The sequence below is a fragment of the Pseudomonas sp. MWU16-30316 genome, assembly GCF_020515645.1.
Classification (GTDB): domain Bacteria; phylum Pseudomonadota; class Gammaproteobacteria; order Pseudomonadales; family Pseudomonadaceae; genus Aquipseudomonas; species Aquipseudomonas cerasi.
The window spans coordinates 614290-635271 of record NZ_JAIZAZ010000001.1; the positions used below are offsets into that span (position 1 = coordinate 614290).

Sequence of the window (20982 nt, forward strand, 5' to 3'; positions counted from 1 at the left end):
TCCTTGTTTTCATTATTTTTGGAAGGAGGCATTGGGTGCCCTGCCTGTTACATAGCAGGAGCTGTGCCAGACCATGAGGGCTTGTTCTAGAGCCGTCGGGAATCTTTGATGAGCAAGAATCCGCTTATCTGCCCGGTTGAGGTAAGCGGATTCTTGCCGATGGGAGCGCTCGCAGCAGGGCGTTCTGGTCGATTGCCGACAGAAGACCGCTCAAGCGCTCAGTCTGGAGGAGAGCAACAGCGCCGCCATGACGATGCTCAGCGTGCCGATGATCACCATGATCGTGTGCCTTGCATAAAACTGCCGAATCCTTTGCCGGATAGGCGCTGTTTGAAACAGGTAGCGATAAGGCGACACGGCGACCCACAGCACCGCCAGCACCAGATAAGCCAGAAGTGTCCGCGGGCCGTCGAGCACCTGGACAAGGCCCAGAAACAAAAAGGGGAGGCCATGCCGCAAGACCAGCGCCTGGGCACCGGGCCAGCTCAGCACCTTGGGCAGTAACTTGCTGCTCAGCCACGCATCGGCTGGCTCTGCCAGAACCATCAGCGGACGCCATATGCAGATGAAGATGAAGAAGCCGACGGTTGTCCAGAGCGGTGACAGGAATAGCACGAGGACCCGCGTTCCTGGATCGTACTCCACACCTTCAGGCGCCGGCGGGGGTGCCAGCAACGCCAGCAGAAACGCGCCTATGTAGACCCAGATGAGCGGCGTGAAGTCGCTCTGCTCACGCATGAGTTTCCAGGCGCTTAGGTCCGCTTCGGGGTAGCGCTTGAGGACGTCGGGGTAGTGAACGGTTAACTGCTCCTGAATATGCGCGCAGGCGTTCCACACCGAAGCGTCTTGCTTGACTGCGGTACGGATCCGCGCGGCCAGACGTGGCGGCTTGAACATCAAATGCGCGGCCTTGCCTTCGGCAGTGCTCGGTTTGGCATCGAGCAGGCGTTGCAGATGCTCGGCATACTCCACTTCTTCGTATCGCTGGCGCAGCGCCTGCCAGAGGTCTTCGGGACCGGGGTGGAGGTTTTGCTGCAGGTTCCAGCCAAATACCGCGCGCGTCTGTTCCAGCAGGTCAGAGGTCACAGGGTGGCTGGCAATCAGCAAGACCATGCACCTGCATTGCAAATGCTCGCGACGCTCCAGTTCTGTCAGCCAGGGCTGTTGTTCCAGCGCCCGAAGTTCTTCAATGAAGCGCGCATGCTGCCCGTTCTCGATGAGTGCGCTGAACGCTTCGAACGCCTCGCGCAATATCGCCTCTGCCAAGGCGTGCTGCTGGTAGCTGCTGATATGAATGCTTTGCCATACCGTCAGCCAGCGCAAATGCTGAAATGCAGCTTTGATCAACTCGACACGGCGCGCCGAGTCGTTCAGGCACTCCAGCAGCAACAGTTGTTGAAAGCGCTCCGCCTGTCCGTGCTCCATGGCGATCTGCTGTTGCTCGGGCAGATTCTGCGCAGTGGTCTGCCTGACCTGTTGAAGCCAGTCCATGCCATCGGGCTGCTCGATAACAGTCGTTGTCAGGAGGGGGGCAGGCGAGAGCTCAGGCAAAGGCTGGCGCAGCATGACGGGCGGGTCATCTTCGTCCGCGCGTGATCGTGCCAGCTGCAGCGCCTCTTCATAGGCATCACGCAGATTCTGGAAAGCTGCCGGGTCTTCATCAGGACGGTTGACCTTCAATAACCGGGCATATTGTCGTTTGATGCTGCGCTCGTCGGCATCGTTATTCAGCTCAAGTACGGACCAACAGTCGATCATCTTGCGCCCTGCTCGAACGTGTCGACTTCCTGTTTGAGTTGCCTGCGAATTTCGCTGATCTGCCGCTCGTCCTGTGTCTCCAGCACATGCTGAAACTGGCTGGTCCAATGACCGATAAGTTCTCGATCACTGCCCAGGCATTCCTGGTACAGGCGTTCAAGTCTGGCGATCAGGTGAGTGTTGGCCTGCTGTTCGCGTGGATGGACTTTGAGCGCTTCGAGTACCTGAAGGCGTTCCTGTATTTCATCAGGCGTCATCACGCCAGGGTTGTTTTCGATAACCAGCTTGTGACGTTCCCCGGTCAGCTGTGTCATCACATCGGCCTCCAGCAGGCCGTTGTTGTCATAGGTAAAGCGCACATCCAGCGCTACTTCGCCGGCCTTGGCTTTGGGGATCGGAATGATGAGCTCACCCAGCGCAATGTTGTCCTTGACCATGCGACTTTCGCCCTGAAAGATCCGCACCATGACGTGTTCCTGATCATCACTGACGGTCTGAACTGTTTTTACCCGGCTGACCGGTACGACGCTGTTGCGTTCGATAATGGGCAGGTAATGACCGCTTTCATAGCGATTGGCAATTTGCGCGATGGTCTCGATTCCCAGCGTGTAAGGGCATACGTCGGTGAGGACGATCTCCTCCAGCGCTGCGTCCCGCTGCTTGAGCGCCGCTTGCACCGCGGCGCCCTGTGCGACGATTTCATCAGGGTTGAGTGCGATGGAAGGGAAGCGCCCGAACAGGCTCGCGGCGAGCTTGCGGATCAGTGGCATCCGCGTTGTACCGCCCACCAGCAGAATCTCATCCAGATCGGCGACGCGTATCCTCGCGTCTCGAAGCGCACGCTCGGCCGGAGCGCGCAGGCGGTTAAGCAGGGGCGCATAAAAATCGCTCATCTGCTCTTGAGTAATGGTCTTGCGCCATTCCCTCTCGGCGTGACGCAATACGAAGTCGGCACTTCCGTCCTGACCCAAAGCCCTGCGCACTCGCTCGGCTTCGCGCCGCAAGGCCGGGGCAATCAGCTCCGTTGACGGGAAGTCCGGCTCATCGCGGTGCAGGTTCACGAAGTGCTCGACCATGACCTGGTCGAAATCTTCACCCCCCAGAAAGTTGTCGCCCGCACTGGCACGCACTTCCATCACGCCGTCGAAGAGTTCGAGGATCGAGATGTCGAACGTACCACCACCCAGATCGAAGACCAGAAACGAAGTTTCGCCTTCCTTCTGGTGAAGGCCATACGCGAGTGCCGCCGCTGTCGGCTCGTTGATGAGCTTCTCGACCTTGAGCCCCGCCAGCTCTCCGGCAATACGCGTGGCTTTACGCTGAGCGTCGCTGAAATAGGCCGGAACGCTGATCACCGCTTCCGTGACAGGCTCGCCAAACGCGCGCTCGACATCGGCTTTCAGGCTTTTGAGGACCAGCGAGGACAACTCTTCCGGGCGGTAAGTAGCAGAGCCCAGTCGAATTTCCTGGGCACTGCCCATGTAGCGTTTGAACAGGGCCGTGGTTTTTTCCGGGTGAGTCTGCAGTCGTTCGCGGGCCGCCTTGCCGACCAGAATCTGCCCGTCATCGTCCAGCCCGACAACGCTGGGGGTGAGAGTTTCACCCAGTGCGTTGGTCACCAGTTCACTGCTGCCGTCGCGCCATACAGCCACCAGGCTGTTGGTAGTCCCCAGATCAATACCAACGATCATCTCGAAAATGCTCCCTGCTCTAAGAGTGTTGCGATGTTTTGCGTGATTCTGAATCAAGGCAACCGGTGTTGTCTTGGTTTTATGCGTGGGAAGTGCCGGGGTTCACTCATGCGTATCAGGCATCAGTGAATCCGCTGGCATGATGGATTCAGACCAATTCACACCATCAGTGCTCGCCGGTACGACTCACGGCCTTGTGCAGAATCGCCGCCAGATCATCTTTGGAATAGGGTTTCTGCAGCAGGTCGAAGCGGTGTGTTTCGTCCTGAGCGATCGTCGCGAACTCAGTGCTGTACCCGGTGGTAAGAACCACCGGCATCCACGGATAGCGCGCTTCGATTTCGGCGTACAGCTCCAGTCCGCTCATGCCCGGCATGGCGATGTCCGAGAACACCACATGAAAGTTTTCCGGGTTGCCGGAGAGCTCTTTCAGCGCCTCGGCGGCACTGCTCACCCAGAGCACCTGAAAGCCCAATTGCTCAAGCATCGGGCGTGTATAGGTGCCGATGTCCTGATTGTCCTCGACCATCAGCACGCACATCCCTGGCAATGGGGGGAGGATATGGTGATTATCTTCCTGGATCACTTCGTGACGTTGTGCGCTGGGCAGGCACAGCGTGAAGCGGCTGCCCTTGCCCAGCTCGCTTTCAACCAGAACTTCACCGCCCGACTGTTTGGCAAAACCGAATACCTGCGACAACCCCAGCCCCGTGCCCTGGCCGACACTCTTGGTGGTATAGAACGGTTCGAAGATCAGCCCCAGCTTCTCCTTGGCGATACCTGCGCCGGTATCGGTCAGCGATACCCTTACATAATCACCCTCACCGAGTGAAGCGGGTTGATCGTCGGCAGTACAGGCAGCGCAATCAACCTTTATGACCAACTTACCCGCGCCGGACATGGCATCGCGGGCGTTGACCACCATGTTGACCAGCGCTGTGTCGAACTGGCTGCCGTCGGCAAAGATGAAGCACGGCTCGGCAGGCAGGTCGATGCTGACCTGAATACGTGCGCCGGTAAGCGTGTCCATCATCTCGCCAATGCGCGCCACGCTCTTGCAGACATCGAACACTTCCGGCTGCAAGGCCTGGCGGCGGGCAAACGCCAGCAACTGTCCGGTCAGGCGAGCGGCTCGGTCTACCGTGCTGGAAATGGCCTCGACATACTTAACGCGACGGGACTCTTCGAGGTTTGGCGATTTCAACAGGTCGCTGCAGGAGCGGATCACCGTCAACAGGTTATTGAAATCATGCGCCACGCCGCCGGTCAGTTGACCGATGGCTTCCAGCTTCTGCGCCTGGTGCAGGGCGTCCTGCGAAAGCCGCAACGCTTCATTGGCCTCTTCCTCGGCCTGAATGTCACGGCCGACGGCATGGATGAATTGTTTGTCCGGCACGGCAGTCCAGGAGATGGTCCGGTACGACCCGTCCAGATGGCGATAGCGGTTCTTGAAGTGAGGAATAGTGCGGCCGTTCTCCAGCCCGCTCATGGCGGCCAGCGTACTTTCCACGTCTTCAGGGTGCACCAGTGCCAGGAACTGGCTGTTGAGCAGTTGCTCTTCCGACCAGCCCAGAGCCTGATTCCAGGCCGGATTGACCGCCGAGACGATCCCGTCGAACTGCGCCACCAGCATCAGGTCGGTCGACAGCCGCCAGATACGATCACGGTCCTGGGTGCGTTCGATCACGCGCTGCTCGAGTGTCTCGTTGAGCGACAGCAACGCTTCTTCAGCGTCTCTGAGCTGGGTCATGTCTCGGGAAACACACAGAATCTTTTCCGGTTTGCCATCCTTGCCGAAAATCGGGCTGACCTGCACATGCCACCACTTGGTGGTACCGGCCATGGTCTGCGCCGAGCCGGTGAAGCTGGCGTTTTGACCCGATCTGGCCGCTTCGACCGCAGTGATGGCGTCCAGATTGCCCTGGTCCTGCCAGAAGTCGGGCCAGGGGCAGCCGCGAATCGCGTTGAAATCGCTGACTTCCATGATCCGCTGGCCGCCTTCGCTCATGAAGGTCAGGCGCGAGTCGAGGTCCAGAACCTTGATGCAGTCGTTGATGCTCGACAGCACACGGTCCGTGAACGCTTCGTTCTCCGACTGACGGGCTTCAGCCATGACCTGCGAAGTGGTTTCGTTGACCCGGCAGAATACCCCCTCGATCAGGCCGCTATCGCCGTACAGTGGAGAATAGGACAGCGACCACCAGGTCTGCTCGGGCTTGCCATTACGGACGATGGTGCGCTGAATATTGTCGGATCGGCGGCTTTGTCCGGCCAGCGCGTGCTCGGCGAGTGGCCGCACGGCGTCCCAGGCATCGCCCCACACCGAGGCAATGGGTTGGCCCTGCGCCTGTCGTGCCGCAATGGGCAGCACCTGAGAGTAAGCGTCATTGAAGAACAGAATGTAGTCAGGGCCCCAGAGCAGGTACATGCTATCCGGGCAACTGAGCATCAGGTTCATTGAAGACAGTAGCGCTGCGGGCCATGCTTGCTTCGGTCCAAGCGCGGACGTAGACCAGTCCGTCTCTCGGATAAACCGACCCATTTCGCCGCCTCCCAATGGGAGGTCGAGGGGAGTATTCACGGTAGAAAATGCCCCATCTTTCGGACTGTCAAAGTGAGCTGAATAGCCAAGCGGGCATGATGTCATTATGCCTTGTCGTTATCCAGCCATCACGACCGCACATGGCCGTGACAGTATGCAGACCCGGCGCTGCGGGAAATGTTCGGTTATCGCCGGAACAAGCTGTACGGAATATGCGCAGCCCTCATTCGAGGAACGTTTCGCGTACCAGAGCATGGCGCTGCATCTTCTCGTTCAGCGTCCTTCGAGGCAGTTGCAATTCATTGAGCACCGCCTTGATGTCGCCTTTGTGACGGGCCAGCGAGGCGCGCAGGCATTGTGCTTCGAAGGCCTCCTGACGCGCCGCCAGCGAGTGCCCCGGCCATTGCGTATCAGGTTGCGGCAGGGCTTGCTCCAGCCCCAGGGCCTGGCGCTCGGCGGCATTGGCCAGCTCGCGCACGTTGCCTGGCCAGTCATGGCCGAGCAACTGACCTAGATGTGCGGCATCCAGCGCTGGCGCTTCCCGGCCTACACGTTCGGCGGCGGCGCGGGCGAAGTGGCTGAACAGTTGCGCGATGTCTTCAAGGCGCTCGCGCAGCGGCGGCAGGCGCAGCTCGGCAACGTTGAGGCGGTAGGCCAGGTCTTCGCGGAAGCGCCCGGCACGCGCTTCTTCGAGAAGATCAGGCTTGGTCGCCGCGATGATTCGCAAGTCGACGTCGATACTCTGATTCGAGCCCAGCCGCTCAAGGCGCTTGTCCTGTAGAACGCGCAGCAGCTTGACCTGTTGCGCCATCGGCATGCTCTCGATTTCATCAAGGAACACCGTGCCGCCGTGGGCATACTCTAGGCGACCGACGCGCTTGCCCTGTGCGCCGGTGAAGGCGCCGCTCTCGTGGCCGAATAGCTCGGCTTCGAACAGGTGCTCCGGGATGGCCGCGCAGTTGAGTGCGACAAAAGGTTTGGCGGCGCGCGGCCCAAAATCATGCAGGCAGCGAGCGACCAGCTCCTTGCCGCTGCCGGTCTCCCCGCGGATGATCACGTTGACCGGCAGTTGCGCCAGTTCCAGCACCTGGCGACGCAGGGTCTGCATGCCGGGCGATACGCCGAGCAACGTGGCGTCCAGGCGGGTTCTGGCATCGGCCTGCTCATGCAGGCGGCGGTTTTCCAGCACCAGCTGGCGTTTCTCGAGGGCGCGCCGCAGGTTGCTGATCAGGGTTTCCGGGCTGAAGGGTTTTTCCAGAAAGTCATAGGCCCCTTCGCGCATCGCCTCCACAGCCATCGGCACGTCGCCATGGCCGGTCAGGAGGATGACTGGCAGGTCGCGGTCTGCGCCTTGCAGCCGGGTCAGCAACTCCAGGCCGCTCATGCCCGGCATGCGCACATCGGTCAGCACGACGCCGGGGAAGTGCTCCGGTATACGGTCCAGGCACTCTTCGGCGCGGGCGAAGACCTGCACCTCGAACCCCGACAGCGTCAGCCATTGCTCGACGGCTTGCCGAATGGGCGCCTCGTCGTCTACCACGATGACCGAATTCAACATGCCGGGTCAGGCCTCCAGAAAGTCATTGGGCAAGCTGAACCAGAACTCGGCGCCGTCCGCATGGTTTTGCGCCGTCAGTTGTCCGCCCAGTTCATGAATGATGGCGTACGACACAGCCAGGCCAAGGCCCAGGCCGTCGCCTACCGGTTTGGTGGTGAAGAACGGATCGAAAATGCTCGGCAGATCCTTCGCAGCGATCCCGCTTCCGTTGTCCCTGACGCTGAGCCGCCACTGGTTGTCGACGGCGTCGATACGCACTTCAAGGCGCCTGGAGCGGCACTCGCGCATGGCGTCCAGCGCATTGCGCAGCAGGTTTATCAGTACCTGTTCCAGGCGGATGGCGTCGCCGCGCACCCATGCCGGACGTGACACATGCAGAACGCAGTCGACGTGCTCCTCGCGCAGGCGCGGGTCGAGCAGCAACAAGGCCTGATCGACCACCGTGGCCAGGTCCAGCCGTTCGCGCAGTCCGCTGGGGCTCTTGCGTGCGAAGGTCTTCAGGTGGCTGGTCAAGGCGGCCATTCGTGTCAGTTGCTGATCGACGGGAACCAGTGCTTTGCAGGCTTCATCGATTCGGCCCTGATCGAGCAGCAGCCGCAGGGTCGCCAGTTGCATGCGCTGGGCGGTCAACGGCTGGTTGATTTCGTGGGCCAGCGCTGCCGACATCTGCCCCAGCGCCGCCAGTTTGGCCGACTGCACCAGACCGTCCTGCGCGGTTTGCAGATCACGCGTGCGTTCTTGCACCAGGCGCTCCAGTTCATCCCGGTTGCGCTCTCTCAGTCGCGCCAGTCGCCAGCGCTGATAGAGAAACAGACTCAGAAATACCAGCGCCAGCCAGATACCCGCGGCGGCCAGTCCTGCATTGCGAACGTCCTCACTGGCCGCGGGCGGCTTGCGCAGCAGATGCAGAGTCCAGTTCTCATCCGCAAGGGGCAGCGACTGCCAGAGATAATCCGTGGTGCCGTCCGGGCCTTCGACACGGCTCAAATGACTGTTTTCGCTGAAGCTGTCGAGGACCCGGCTGCGTAGCGGTGACAATACCTTCTTGTCGTACTGGCGGGTGCGCAACAGGCTGGCACGATCTTCCACCGAGATTGGCAGCAGCTCGCGATAGCGCCAGCCTGGCTGATTGGCGATGAACACAATGCCTTTCTCATCGCTGACCAGCAGCAGGTCCTCACCCTGATCCCACTCCTGCTCAAGGCTCGGGAACTCCAGCTTCACGACCATCGCCCCCATGAACCCGCCGGTATCGTTCAATACCGCACTGGACAGAAAGTACCCTGGAATTCCGGTGGTCACACCGACCGCATAGAAACGCCCGGTGCCCTTGGCGCGGGTTTGCAGGAAGTAGGGTCGAAAAGCGTAGTTGTGGCCGACATAGCTATTGGGCGTGCGCCAGTTGCTCGCGCCAATCGCCAGACCCTGCCGGTCGAGCAACTCCAGCGTCGACGAATGAGCCGCGCTGTTGATCTTTTCCAGCTTGAGGTTGAGGGCGTTCTGCACCTCCCCGGTCACCGGGCCGCTCAGCGCGGCACGAATTTCCGGGTCCAGCGCCAGAACGGAGGGCAGGGCGCGATAGCGCTCGATCAGGGTGTGCAGGGTATTGGCATACAGTGCCAGCTGTCCTTCGGCACGCGCGGCATCTTCCGACATGGCGTGACGCTGCGCCTGACGCATCGCGAGCCCGGCGCACAGGGCCGCACCGGCCAGGATCAGCAGCACGTACAGGGTAATGCGCCAGTAGCGATGCTTGAGCGTCATGTCGCAGCCTGATCGGACCCTGTCGGCGCGTTCCCGAGCGAATGCTCACGAACGCGCCACGCGCAGGGTTTACAACAGATTGAAGGTCGCTTCTTTCACTGCTTGCGAGTCCAGACCGATCATGACCTTGAATTCGCCAGGTTCCGCCACGTGCTTGAGCTCGCTGTTGTAGAACTTCAGATCGTCTTCACTGAGGGTGAAGGTCACGACTTTTTCTTCTCCGGGCTCAAGCATTACCTTTTCGAAGTTCTTCAGTTCTTTTACCGGACGGCTGATCGACGCTGCCACGTCATGCAGATACAACTGCACAACGGTTGCACCGGCCACCTTGCCGGTATTCTTCACGGTCACGCTGGCAGTCACCTTGCCTTTGCGCGTCATGCTGGCGTCCGACAACTTGATGTCCGAGACGTCGAACTGGGTGTAGCTAAGGCCATAACCGAACGGAAACAACGGGCCATTGGGCTCCTCGAAGTAGTGCGAGGTGTAGTTGCCTGGCTTGCCTTCGTGATACGGACGGCCGGTGTTCAGGTGCGCATAGTAGACCGGCAGTTGACCGATCGAGCGTGGAAACGACATGGCCAGCTTGCCCGACGGGTTGTAGTCGCCGAATAGCACATCAGCCACTGCGTTGCCGCCTTCGGTGCCCGGGAACCAGGTTTCGAGCATGGCGTCAGCCTGTTCCTGTTCGTCGACCAGAACCAGCGGACGGCCATTCATCAGCACCAGCACCAGTGGTTTGCCAGTGGCCTTGAGCGCCTTGATCAGGTCGCGCTGTTTGCCCGGAATGTCCAGGCTGCTGCGGCTGGCCGACTCATGCGACATGCCGCGCGACTCGCCGACCACGGCAACGATCACATCGGCCTGCTCGGCGACCTTGACCGCTTCGTCGATCATTTCCTGCGCCGGGCGTGGATCGACCTCTACTTCCTTCTCGATGAAGTTCAGGTAGTTGAGGACGTGCTCGTTGTCACTGACGTTGGCACCGCGCGCATAAACCAGCTTGGCCTTGTCGCCGACCGCGTTGGCCAGCCCTTCATACACCGTCACCGACTGGTTGGGACGACCTGCTGCCGACCAGCTGCCGAGCATGTCGAGGTGACTTTGTGCCAGTCCGCCAATCACTGCGATGGTGCCTTGTTTCTTCAGCGGCAGTGTCTCGTTCTGGTTTTTCAGCAGTACCAGTGTCTTGCGCGCCACATCGCGAGCTTCGGCACGGTGCAGGCGGTCATCGGAATAGGTATCGGCAGGGTCATCGGCAGCGACGCCGATGCGGCCGTAAGGCGAGGCGAACAGACCCATGTCGTACTTGGCACCCAGCACTTCACGCACGGCGTTGTCGATTTCCTTCATGGAAACTTCGCCGTCTTTCACCAGGCCAGGCAACTGCTCGCCATAGGCCGCGTCGTTCATGCTCAGGTCGACGCCCGCCTTGATCGCCAGCTTGGCGGCCTCGCGGAAATCCTTGGCCACGCCGTGGTCGATCAGTTCCTTGAGCGCACCGTGGTCGCTGATGGTCACGCCCTTGAAGCCCCAGTCCTTGCGCAACAGGTCCTGCATCAGCCATTTGTTGGAGGTCGACGGCACGCCGTTGATCGAGTTGAGTGCGACCATGATGCCGCCGGCGCCGGCATCGATGCCGGCCTTGTAGGGCGGCAGGTAGTCCTGGTACATGCGCGTCATGCTCATGTCCACGGTGTTGTAGTCGCGTCCGCCTTCTACTGCGCCATACAGGGCGAAGTGTTTGACGGCAGCCATGATGCTGTCATTGGCTGCGACGTTCTTGCCCTGGAAGGACCTGACCATCACGTCGGAAATGCGTGACACCAGGTAAGTGTCTTCACCGAAGCCTTCGGAGCTGCGGCCCCAGCGAGGGTCGCGGGAAATATCCACCATGGGGGCGAAAGTCATGTCGATGCTGTCGGCACTGGCTTCTTTGGCCGAGACCCGGGCCATCAGTGCGATGGCGTCCATGTCCCAGCTGGCGGCCATGCCCAGGCTGATCGGGAAAATCGTGCGATGACCGTGAACCACGTCGTAGGCAAAGAACATCGGAATTTTCAGACGGCTTTTGGCGACTGCGGCTTCCTGCAGCGGACGATTTTCCGAACGGGTAATGGAGTTGAACGTTCCGCCGATTCTTCCGGCGGCAATTTCCTTGAGAATTTGCGGCTGTGGCATTTCCGAACTGATACTGATGAGTCGTAACTGACCGATCTTTTCGTCCAGAGTCATTTGTTTCATGAGTTTGCCGATGAAGGCATTCTTGGCTTGAAGCGTTGTATTGTCCGTGGCGGCAGCGGTCTGGGCCATCACCGACTGACTGGCCATACCGACCAGCAAACCTAATAAACACAGCTTATTCATGAATAATTTCTCAAGGCTTTTGTCAGTAACTCGCGTTTAATGTCCGACAGCCAGTTTTTGGGTTATGGACCTTTGGCGTTATGGTTCGCACGGGATGCAAGGATAGTTGCTATCCGCTTCACTGTACGAAGTCTCCCCAAGGTGTGTACGAAAATGGCGTTTTGATTGATTTTTGTACAGACCCTGTCGATCAAATAGTGACCGCATCAGGTGTTGGCGGTGGATTATGCCGGGGAACTTGTGTTTTGGCTAAGGCGTGTCGTTTCAATGGATTCAAAAAAACACCGGAGGTCTGGATTTTGAAGTCTGTTTCACAGTGGATGTTATACGTGGTGATGCTGTTGGGAGGGGTATTGCGTGCCGAGGCAGAGCCAGAAGCACTGGTTTTTCCGCCGATGACCGGCAGTGTGGTGGATGCCGCACAAATGCTCGACAGCCAGACTACGGTTCGTCTGGCGAGACTTCTAAGCGCCCACGAAAAGGCGACCGGGGAGCGTGTGGTGGTGGTGACCCTCGCGGATCTGCAGGGCGCGAGCATCGAAGAGTTCGGCGCTCGACTCGGGGACACCTGGGGCCTGGGGCTGCACGGCAAGGATGACAGTGTTCTGCTGGTGGTCTATCGCGACAAGCGCAAGGTGTTCATGGAGGTCGGTGGAGCGCTGAAGGATCGTCTCAATGACGCCCAGGCTTCTCTGATCATCGACATGCTGATGACTCCGGAGTTTGACGACAACCGGTTTGCCGTCGGTATAGAGCGCGGTACACGTGCGATCATCGCGGCACTGGGCGGGCAGATCCCCGATTACCCCGAGCCGACAGGTCAGATGTCCGAATATGACGAGCAGACCAATGACGACCAGGTCTGGCTGATCGGTATCGTGTTGACCCTCATCGTTCTGGGGATTGTAATCATCAGCGTCAGAAGGAGCGGCGTCACCCGCCCCTCACGTGAAAGAGCCGCTGATCGCAGTGGTGGACGTTTCGGCGGTGGCGGTGCTTCCGGTAACTGGTAGTTGATTGATTCGGGAATGAGGGAACCATGGCTTTACTGAACAAAGACGAGCAGCGGCAGGTTGCCGAAGCGATCGACCGCGTCGAACAGCGCACTGACGCCGAGCTGGTCACGGTGCTGGCCTCACGTGCCGACGACTACGCCTACATGCCGCTGATCTGGGCCGGGCTGATCGGCCTGCTGCTGCCGGGTACGGTCAATTACTGCTTTCAATGGCTGAGCGCTGACGAGTTGATGCTGGCGCAGATGAGCACGTTCATTATCGTGGCGCTGGCGTGCCGCACCCCGAAAGTATCCGCCTTGCTGGTGCCGGTCTCGGTCAGACGCTGGCGTGCCGGCAACCTCGCGCGTCGGCAGTTCCTCGAACAGAACCTGCACAAGACCCATGACGGCACCGGCATTCTGGTATTTGTCAGCGAGGCCGAGCGTTATGTCGAAATTCTGGTCGACCATGGCATCGCCAGTCGTCTGCACGACGACACCTGGAAGGCGATGGTTGATGTGTTTACTCAGCAGGTTCGGGACGGGCAGATTCTGCAGGGATTTCTGGGTTGTATTCACGCCTGTGGCGAGTTGCTTGCCGATCACGTTCCTGTGACTCATGGCAGGAATGAGCTGCCCAATCGGCTGGTGGTGCTGGGGTAAGGCCAAAAGGCAGGTGTCGAGTTTATCGACACCTGCCTTTCTTGAACCCGTGCGGGTCAGACGATACGCTTTACGTCGTAAAACGATTTTATGTAAGTCTGCAGTTGTTCGACCTGCTGGCTGATCAGCGTCGAAGTATCAACGGGCGACGTTATCTGATCCAGAAAATGGTAGAGCGATTGATAAACCTTTTTCGCCTCTTGTACCCAAAGCGCTTTGCTCTGCGCAACGCCTGCGAGCGCTGTCAACTCATCGAGTTTTTCTTTGATTGCCTTTGCTTCCCGGGTAGCCGTGCGGGAATCGTCGAGCAGAGCGTTATAGCGCGACCTCAGTCGGTCGCGTTCTTCAATGAGGTCAAGGTATTTCAAGGCGCTGCTGACCTTGTCGAGTAGTTTTCCGAGTCTGGCAATCCCGGCGTTGACCAACTCAAGTTCCGGCGATGTCATGTTGACCAGCTTGAGCTCCTCCGGAGTAGGCAGCATTTCCTTGAACACATCGGCAAGGTTGTATTTTTCAAATGTCGTGATCGTTGTATCAAGCAGGCGTCGGTCTGCAGCGATTAAAGCCATTGCGCTTTCCAGCGTGGCTGAGCGCTGGGTTATGCTGTCGATCTGTTGCTGGAGTGTTTCCAGCAAACGATTATTTTCCAGCGTCAGGTTGATCTGCGCCATATCATCGCTGTGTCCGGCAATCGCTTGAGCGCTGCGGCGCACCACGGCGGTGAGATTCGATACCTGCCGAATGCGCTGCCCGTTCAGCTGGCTGATCGCTTGTTGTTTCTGTTTGTCGCTGAGCCTTGTGTCGGCTTCAATCAGTTGTTGTTTCTGATCGATCGACTTCAGGTATACGTTATTCAGCTGTACGGTGACAGTGGCCAGTGCCTGGCTATAGACCTTGTCTGCACTTATCAAGGCGTCCTGAAGCGGCCGCATTTTTTCTTTCATGACCGGCAGAAAGTCCAGCTTCAGCGCGGTCACGTGCGCAAGAATATTCTGGCGGGCGGTTTTCATGACTTCAGTGTCAGGCGGGGTGAGGATCAACAGCTCACCCAGGGTTTCAGTGCTCATGATTATCGTCCTATTACAATGACGGGTTGCTGTTCGCGTTTAAACTGATCCAGCGCACTATTAAATATCTTCAATAGCTCAGTCGTTTTGCCTTTTATTTCCAGCCACGGCATGACAACGCCGTGAAACTGCATGGCGAAAATCAGCAGTGCCTGATCGTCTCTGATCGCCGCCAGTTCGTTTGCGGAACTGTCTATGTAGGCGGCCAACAGGGCCCAGAGGTCTTTCAGGTGAGTGGCGCCCTTATGAGCGTCCAACATGCGAATATACATATCATCAAACAGCAGTTGCAGGCTGCGCACGGCGGCTGCCAAGGGGATTTTTTCCTTGAGTATTTGAACTTTCTGGCTCTTGGACGCTACCATTCGATTTTTTTCCTTTCGGATTTTTTCCGCGTTGGCGCCAAAAATACCTCCGGTTATAGCGACCCCGATGGGGCCGCCGAAAACACCCCAGGCAATATTATTCAGTGTGTTTTTATACTCTTTGTTTTTCTGCTCGATTTCTCTCGTCAGCTGTTCGATATCTTGTTCCAGCTCCTTGATTTGCTGGTCCAGGTCCGAGCGCGTTGCCAGTTTTACCTTGTCATTGATGCCGGGAATGAGCTGGACGCTCAGGACGGTGCTGAACGTTTCGATGTGTTGCGCCAGCGTTTGCGCAGCGTGCTGATGGTTTTTTATTTGTGACGCGGTGTTCTTCAGAAATTCGGCCAGCGTGACACAGACCCTCTGATCAGTTTCACCCAGAGGTACCGGAGGCGTGTTGCGGACCTCTTCAATGGATAAATCGGCAACGGTCAGATCCAGCTGCCTGGCAAAATCCATCTTTTCAATGTAGTTGATGATCTGCTGACCCTGCCCCGAGAACTGTGCGGCAAACAGGTCAATGTTGGTTCCGGTGCGCTTGATGCCATTCTCGATCCCCGACCAGCTTTTGCCGTGACTGTTAATGGCCTTGTAGGTCTTCAGCATGTCTTTAGGCTCAAGCCCGGGAATGCCACTTTTGGTAAAACCCAATTGCTGTTCGACGCGAGCGAGTGACGTGGGGATATTAAGGGCGTGTCGTTCGTAACGCTTCAGGCTAAGAATGTCTTCCTTGGTTAGAACAAGGCCGGCGCTTCGGCCACCACTTTTTTCATCATCAAAGACAGCGTTCAGATACTCTAGGGGTTTCAAGGTAATCCGAGCGATGTTTTCGTTTTCCAACAGTGCTGCTTGACTCAACATAATGCACGTTCCTTGTGCGAGTTATTCCAGTAGAACAAAGGACTCTAGAAGTGTGTTCTGATTGTCTGTAATCAGCCAAGGCGACTATAAAGATGTTTGTATGCCGTGCAAGTAATGGCGCGTCGTTTTTGACAAGGATTACTTTACCATTTATGTGCGTTTCTTCAGGGCGTGTACGACCGCGCGAACAGTGTGTGTAGTCCCTGAAAAATAGGGGTGCCCATGACGCGCTGACGCGCCTAAAATGCCGGTCTGATTTTTCGAGTCCCGGACGGGACGCTTGAGGCACATTTTCAATGTCAGTCATTACCTCCACGTTACCCATCGCTGCGACTGATCATCGCGCGCAGTTCCTTGGCCTGCTGGAGACCAGTCTGTCGCAGAACTCGTTGATCAAGCTGGTCCTGGCCAAATACGTGGGCAGCGAGGCCGATCTGCAGCGCGTTATCATCAAGCCGCTGACCGTCAAGGAACAACCGTGCCTGAGCTTCGTGTATCGCTACAAGACTCGTGACATCACCAAGAATTTTTCGCTTGCTGAAGCAGTAGCTGTTATTGCCAGCCTGATCCCTGAATCGTTCAAGAACGCGCACCTGTTGTCGCTGACCGACGAGGTGCAGCTGGAATACAGCAAGAAGGGCAAGACCACGCTGTTCAAAAGCAAGGCGCAGCAGGAGCGTCAGGCCCCTTCAGCCGGGCATGACCGCGAGAAGAAGCGCTACCTGGAACTGACCCGGCCGTTCCTGACCGACTTGGGTGTGACCAATCGCCAGCATGAGCTGATTCCGGCCATGTCGCGCAAGTGGAAGCAGATCAACAAGTTCATCGAAGTGTTTTCCCATGCCTTGAGCTCATCGCCACTCAAGCTCGATCAGCCGATCAAGGTCGCGGACTTTGGCTCAGGCAAGGGCTATCTGACCTTCGCCATTCACGATTACCTGTGCAATACCTTGCAGGCGCAAGGGCAAGTGACCGGTGTCGAGTTACGTGAGGACATGGTTACCTTGTGCAACAACGCTGCGGCGGGCCTTGAACATCCCGGCCTGACGTTCCAGCACGGTGATGTGCGTACTGTCGCGCCCAGCGCGCTGGATGTGATGATCGCGCTGCACGCCTGTGACATCGCGACCGATTACGCCATTCATATGGGCATTCGTTCCGGTGCCTCGATCATCATGTGCTCGCCGTGCTGCCACAAACAGATTCGTCTGCAGATCCAGAGTCCTGCCTTGTTGAAACCGATGCTGCAATACGGTCTGCACATGGGCCAGCAGGCAGAGATGGTCACCGACAGCCTGCGCGCGCTGTTGCTGGAGGCATGCGGTTACGAAACCAAAGTGTTCGAGTTCATCTCGCTGGAGCACACCAACAAGAACAAGATGATCCTCGCGGTCAAGCGTGCCGAGCCAGTCGATCCGGCCCAGTTGCTGGCACGCATTCAGGAGCTCAAGACGTTCTATGGCATCAGCGAGCAGTGCCTTGAAACGCTCCTTGAGGCGGACGGTTTCATCGGCTGAAACAGCCACCCTGCGCCAGCAGACCGAAGAGTCTTCGACCAACGGTCTGCCAGTGGGCTGCTTCGTTGCTCCAGGTCAATGGTTGTACCTCGCGCAAGGCGGATGCTTGAGCTATCTCCAGGCATCCCACGAGGGTCCGTCATGATCAGCACTTTTTTCATCCCCGCTGTGAACATCATCGGCACTGGCTGCATTGATGAAGCCATGCTCGCCATACGCAACTACGGATTTCGCAAGGCCCTGATCGTCACGGATGTGGGCCTCGCCAAGGCAGGAGTGGCCAGTCAGATCGCCGGGCTGCTGGTGGAGCAGGGCATCGACTCGGTCGTGTACGACGGTGCCCGCCCCAACCCGACCATCGCCAATGTCGAGAACGGCCTTGCCTTGTTGCAGGAGCGCCAGTGCGATTTCGTCATCTCGCTGGGCGGCGGCTCGCCCCACGACTGCGCAAAAGGCATTGCCCTGTGCGCGAGCAATGGAGGGCATATCAGCGACTATGAAGGCGTCGACCGTTCGGCAAAACCGCAGTTGCCGCTGATTGCCATCAATACCACCGCCGGAACCGCAAGTGAAATGACCCGCTTCTGCATCATCACCGACGAAGCCCGGCACGTAAAAATGGCGATCATCGACCGCAACGTCACGCCGCTGCTGTCGGTGAATGACCCCGACATGATGGTCGCCATGCCCAAATCGCTGACCGCCGCCACCGGTATGGATGCTTTGACTCACGCAATCGAAGCCTATGTCTCCACGGCTGCCAACCCGATCACTGATGCCTGCGCGTTGCAGGCCATGGCGCTGATCGCCAACAATTTGCGCGACGCATTCAACAACGGGGCAAACATCACTGCTCGCGAGAACATGGCCTATGCCCAGTTCCTGGCCGGCATGGCGTTCAATAACGCCTCACTGGGTTACGTGCATGCCATGGCGCACCAGCTGGGCGGCTTTTATGATTTGCCTCACGGTGTGTGCAACGCGGTACTGCTGCCACATGTGCAGTGCTTCAACGCCAGCGTCAGCGCAGCACGCCTGACCGACGTTGCACACGCCATGGGCAGCAATATCCGTGGGCTCTCTCCGGAAGAAGGCGCCCAGGCGGCCATCGACGCCATTCGTGCATTGTCAGCTGCCGTGGAAATCCCGGCAGGCCTTGCTACGCTGGGCGTCAAGGAAGAAGACTTCCCGATGCTGGCCACCAATGCCCTGAAAGATGCCTGTGGCCTGACCAATCCGCGTCCTGCCGATCTTGAGCAGATTCAGGATATATTTCGCCAGGCACTTTAATTCTTTCTGCAAAAAGGCTCGCAATGGACATGCTTCGGCCCTACACCCTCGCAGATCGTGAGCGTTGTCTGGATATCTTCGACACCAACGTCCCACGCTACTTTGATCCAGTGGAGCGCAAGCAATTTGCCAGTTTTCTGATGGCTCCGCTGGGCCAGTACTTTGTCGCCGAGCGTGACGGCGAGGTTGTTGCCTGTGGTGGCTATCTGGTGTTATCAGACCCGGAAGTGGCAGAGCTGACCTGGGGCATGGTCATCAGCGATCGCCACGGCAGCGGCCTTGGCCGATTTCTGACCGAGGCCCGGCTGCAGCGCATGCGGTCTTTACCGGGCGTCACCCGAGCCTTTATCGATACCAGTCAGCATGTTCAGGGGTTCTACTCGAACCTGGGCTTTGCTGTTGTCTCGGTCGATGTCGACGGGCATGGGCGCGGGATTGACAGCGTCAGGATGGAGCGAGAGGTTTTCGTGAGCGAGGGTGCCTGAACGGCGGCTGACCAGCACCATGGAAGCGGAGCAGGCCAGGCCGAAGTCCGTTTAGCATTCAGATTGTCCTCGCGATTCCCGCGAGCATGACGGGAAGCTCAACCGATGACGCCCCTGCGTTCTCTTTTGCAAAGCGGCTATCTGAAGATCGCTGCCACTCTGGTTCTGCTCCTGTCAGGAGCGCAATGCTTGCGCGCAGCAGACATACCTGATGGCTTTGCCAAGGGCGTGACCGGCGGAGGCTCCGCTGCTGCCGTGCATCCCTCCACGCTGGATGAACTTCGATCAGCGCTCTGCTCGTCTCATGACTCACACGGGGTCTGCACCGATGACACACCGCGAGTGATTGTACTGGACCGCACGTTCGACTTCCGCACGAGCGTGATTGCCAACGGCAATACAACAACCACTGAGCCTGGCTGCGTCGTGAAACCTTGCCCGCAGGGGGGTGAGCAGCTTGCACTGAATGGTGCGAACAACTTCTGCCAATCAAGGCCGCCCGTTATGGTGACCTACGATAACGCGGGGCTGAAACCACTGAAAGTCGGCTCGAACAAGACATTGATCGGGCTTGGCGACAAGGCAGGCATTCAGGGCGCTGGGCTGTTCATTGGCGACGGCGCGCATAACGTGATCGTTCGCAACCTGACGCTTTCGGATATCAATCCACGTGTCGTATGGGGCGGCGATGCGCTGACCCTGAACAAGGCTGATGGCGTCTGGATCGATCACAATACCTTCGCGCGGATCGGTAGACAGATGATTGTTACGGGCTGGGGCTCTGCGTCACACATCACCCTTTCCAGCAATGAGTTCGACGGCCGAACGCCTTACTCGTCTACCTGCGATGGCCATCATTACTGGGTATGGCTGTTCCTCGGCAGTCAGGACACGCTGACGCTGTCGAGAAACTACGTACACGATACCTCCGGCAGAGCACCGCATTCAGGCGGTATGAACAATGCGCTGGTTCGTGCCCAACTGGTCAACAACGTCTTTCAGCGTATGACCTACCAAGGCGCAATCATGTCGCGGACCTCATCTTCACAGTTGCTGGTTGAAGGGAACGACTTCGAGAACGTAGCCCACCCACTGTTCAACGATACGGATCAGCCAGGTACGGCATTCGCCTTGTTCGATCCGATTTCAGCGGCTGCAAACAACGAGTGCATGAGCGTGATCGGCAGGCCTTGTGTGGCGAATCGGCAACAGGATAGCGGCGACGACTATCGCCCGCAGGACGCCTCTGCCTTGCAGGCGTTCCGCGAGTATCGGCAGTACTTGGTGGTGCCGGTTTCTGCGCAAGAAGCCAAGGCGCGGGTGCCGGGAGAGGCGGGGGTGGGTAAGGCCAGTGCCGGTCTACTGCAATGACTTCGATGTTTGAGTTGCATTGACGTGTTTCTGGGTTTTGCTATCTGAGAGTGGAGGCGGGGAGAGGGAATCGAACTCTTATCGGACAGAATTATTCGGATCTGTGTATGTGTGTAGGTATTGCTCCGAGGCAGTGCTGGGAAAAGCGTGTAGTTGTGTGTTCTGAGGTGGCTGCTTTGCTGGGGCTCGTCTCTACGGTAGTTGTCCCCCATGGTTGGCTAAAAGGGACAAGTTTCTATAGCGATTTCTCCTGCATCGTGAAAGGGCCTGCGGGTTCGAGCCCGTGTTGAGCAAGGAGGTGCCGACGAGGCTCAGCAAAATGCCAGCCCATTCCAGCCCGGTATTGCGATGGCCCCAGATCAGGCCGAACAACAACGTGAACAGCTGCGCCACAGCCTCATCCAGCCCAGCCAATTTTTGTACACAGCCAGCGATGCAGCCTAGCCAGAATGCTTCCTCCAGCCTCTTCCGGCTGTATTTCATCGACCTCAAGGAAAAACCGCCTTAAGTCGCAAGAAAGCATGCCGACAACCTCATCAGCAATAAGTTGACGGCCTTCGACCGCGTCCTGGCGTACCTTCTCGAAGAGCAACACGATCGTCAAGATCAAGGCGGAGCAAACGCGTGAAGGTCATGACGCCAGTTTTCAAAACCGGCTCGGCGGCTTGAACTTGTCACCGATCTATACC

General features: G+C 58.2%; 14 protein-coding genes and 1 pseudogene. 6 read left to right on the plus strand and 9 right to left on the minus strand.

From position 1 onward, the window contains the following. Nucleotides 1-210: 210 nt before the first annotated feature. From LCH65_RS02955 to bglX, 6 genes are all read right to left on the minus strand, one after another. Nucleotides 211-1758, minus strand: coding sequence for a J domain-containing protein (locus LCH65_RS02955; RefSeq protein WP_226439127.1), 1548 nt, complete (start codon nt 1756-1758; stop codon nt 211-213). Next, nucleotides 1755-3449, minus strand: a complete 1695-nt coding sequence (locus LCH65_RS02960) for a molecular chaperone HscC (RefSeq protein WP_074804964.1) — start codon at nt 3447-3449, stop codon at nt 1755-1757. The genes LCH65_RS02955 and LCH65_RS02960 overlap by 4 nt, the downstream gene beginning before the upstream one ends. Nucleotides 3450-3615: 166 nt before the next feature. Beyond that, nucleotides 3616-5991 carry a PAS domain-containing protein gene (locus tag LCH65_RS02965; RefSeq protein ID WP_226439128.1) on the minus strand — a complete coding sequence of 792 codons (2376 nt, stop codon included), beginning with the start codon at nt 5989-5991 and terminating at the stop codon, nt 3616-3618. A gap of 223 nt (nt 5992-6214) precedes the next feature. Continuing rightward, a complete protein-coding gene (locus LCH65_RS02970) occupies nt 6215-7549 on the minus strand; it encodes a sigma-54 dependent transcriptional regulator (RefSeq protein WP_044308889.1) in 1335 nt (444 codons plus the stop codon). A gap of 6 nt (nt 7550-7555) precedes the next feature. Then, nucleotides 7556-9313, minus strand: a complete 1758-nt coding sequence (locus tag LCH65_RS02975) for an ATP-binding protein (protein WP_054082088.1) — start codon at nt 9311-9313, stop codon at nt 7556-7558. Nucleotides 9314-9382: 69 nt separating this feature from the next. Continuing rightward, nucleotides 9383-11680, minus strand: a complete 2298-nt coding sequence (gene bglX / locus LCH65_RS02980; protein WP_060708217.1) for a beta-glucosidase BglX — start codon at nt 11678-11680, stop codon at nt 9383-9385. 320 nt (nt 11681-12000) lie between these two features. On the opposite strand from bglX, the gene LCH65_RS02985 reads away from it, so the two are divergent. Continuing rightward, nucleotides 12001-12693 carry a TPM domain-containing protein gene (locus tag LCH65_RS02985; RefSeq protein ID WP_060708216.1) on the plus strand — a complete coding sequence of 231 codons (693 nt, stop codon included), beginning with the start codon at nt 12001-12003 and terminating at the stop codon, nt 12691-12693. A 26-nt stretch (nt 12694-12719) separates the two neighbouring features. Then, nucleotides 12720-13337, plus strand: a complete 618-nt coding sequence (locus LCH65_RS02990; protein WP_226439129.1) for a TPM domain-containing protein — start codon at nt 12720-12722, stop codon at nt 13335-13337. Nucleotides 13338-13393: 56 nt separating this feature from the next. Here the strand turns inward: LCH65_RS02990 and LCH65_RS02995 are convergent, their stop codons facing one another. Together LCH65_RS02995 and LCH65_RS03000 are read right to left on the minus strand one after the other, a co-directional pair. Further along, on the minus strand, nt 13394-14410 hold the full coding sequence (locus tag LCH65_RS02995) for an alpha-xenorhabdolysin family binary toxin subunit B (protein WP_060708215.1): 1017 nt from the start codon (nt 14408-14410) through the stop codon (nt 13394-13396). Continuing rightward, nucleotides 14407-15630, minus strand: a complete 1224-nt coding sequence (locus tag LCH65_RS03000; protein WP_226439130.1) for an alpha-xenorhabdolysin family binary toxin subunit A — start codon at nt 15628-15630, stop codon at nt 14407-14409. Before LCH65_RS03000 ends, LCH65_RS02995 begins: the two co-directional genes overlap by 4 nt. Before the next feature lie 296 nt (nt 15631-15926). Here LCH65_RS03000 and LCH65_RS03005 point away from each other — a divergent pair, with 296 nt between their 5' ends. The 4 genes from LCH65_RS03005 to LCH65_RS03020 all read left to right on the plus strand — a co-directional run bounded on the left by LCH65_RS03005 (nt 15927) and on the right by LCH65_RS03020 (nt 20293). Continuing rightward, on the plus strand, nt 15927-17147 hold the full coding sequence (locus LCH65_RS03005) for an SAM-dependent methyltransferase (RefSeq protein WP_226439131.1): 1221 nt from the start codon (nt 15927-15929) through the stop codon (nt 17145-17147). Between the two features lie 141 nt (nt 17148-17288). Next, entirely contained in the window at nt 17289-18437 is a 1149-nt protein-coding gene (yiaY, locus tag LCH65_RS03010) for an L-threonine dehydrogenase (protein WP_226439132.1), read from the plus strand. Between the two features lie 23 nt (nt 18438-18460). After that, entirely contained in the window at nt 18461-18922 is a 462-nt protein-coding gene (locus LCH65_RS03015; protein WP_003431350.1) for a GNAT family N-acetyltransferase, read from the plus strand. 105 nt (nt 18923-19027) lie between these two features. Further along, nucleotides 19028-20293 carry a right-handed parallel beta-helix repeat-containing protein gene (locus LCH65_RS03020; protein WP_226439133.1) on the plus strand — a complete coding sequence of 422 codons (1266 nt, stop codon included), beginning with the start codon at nt 19028-19030 and terminating at the stop codon, nt 20291-20293. 267 nt (nt 20294-20560) lie between these two features. Here LCH65_RS03020 and LCH65_RS03025 read toward each other — a convergent pair. After that, nucleotides 20561-20677: pseudogene (locus LCH65_RS03025) on the minus strand (drug/metabolite exporter YedA); the annotation flags it as partial. Nucleotides 20678-20982 lie beyond the last annotated feature (305 nt).